Origin of the sequence: Arthrobacter sp. 08Y14, assembly GCF_002929455.1 — a bacterium.
Classification (GTDB): Bacteria; Actinomycetota; Actinomycetes; order Actinomycetales; family Micrococcaceae; genus Arthrobacter_B; species Arthrobacter_B sunyaminii.
Genome location: NZ_PJIX01000052.1, coordinates 1 through 545, shown reverse-complemented (window position 1 = coordinate 545; position 545 = coordinate 1). Strand labels below are relative to the sequence as shown.

Below are 545 nucleotides of genomic sequence, written 5' to 3'. Positions count from 1 at the left end.
GGCTGGCCAGGTTCATACGCCGGAACTCGCTTTGGTCGGGTCGAAGCCCTCGGGCGCCTTGCCGCGGATCGCCAGCGTGCAGAGCCAGAGGTGGCGCACGATCATGGCAATCGCGAAGACGACATAGATGGAATAGAGAACGTCGAAGCGGATCTTCAGATAGGCGGTGCTCTCGACGCGCATGAAGGTCACATAATCGATGACGGCCGGAAGCGACCAGGTGAACAGCACGACGAGGCTGGCGGAACCGATGACCTGCATCACGCGCAGCCCGCGGGCGGTCGCCGCCCCCCAGAACAGATCGAAGCGGATCTCATCGACCTCCCGCACAACGAAGGCGGACCCAAACAGCACCATCCAGATCCACAAAGCGACGCTCGCTTCGTGTGTCCAGCCAATCGAGAGATTGAAGAGATAGCGGGAGAAGATCTGCAGCAGGAAGATGACGAACATCGCCAGCAGCATCATCGCGAGCAGGTTCTCTGCCCGATGCCTGAGCCAGCTTCCGATCGTGGCAAATCGATTGTCCATAGGCCGAGCCTTTT

At 60.2% G+C, this 545-nt stretch carries 1 protein-coding gene; it reads right to left on the bottom strand.

Translation table 11 applies throughout. The features are described from left to right. Positions 1-12: 12 nt before the first annotated feature. A partial coding sequence (locus tag CXR03_RS18975) for a TRAP transporter small permease subunit (protein ID WP_219816289.1) occupies positions 13-545 on the bottom strand: 533 nt, incomplete at its 5' end.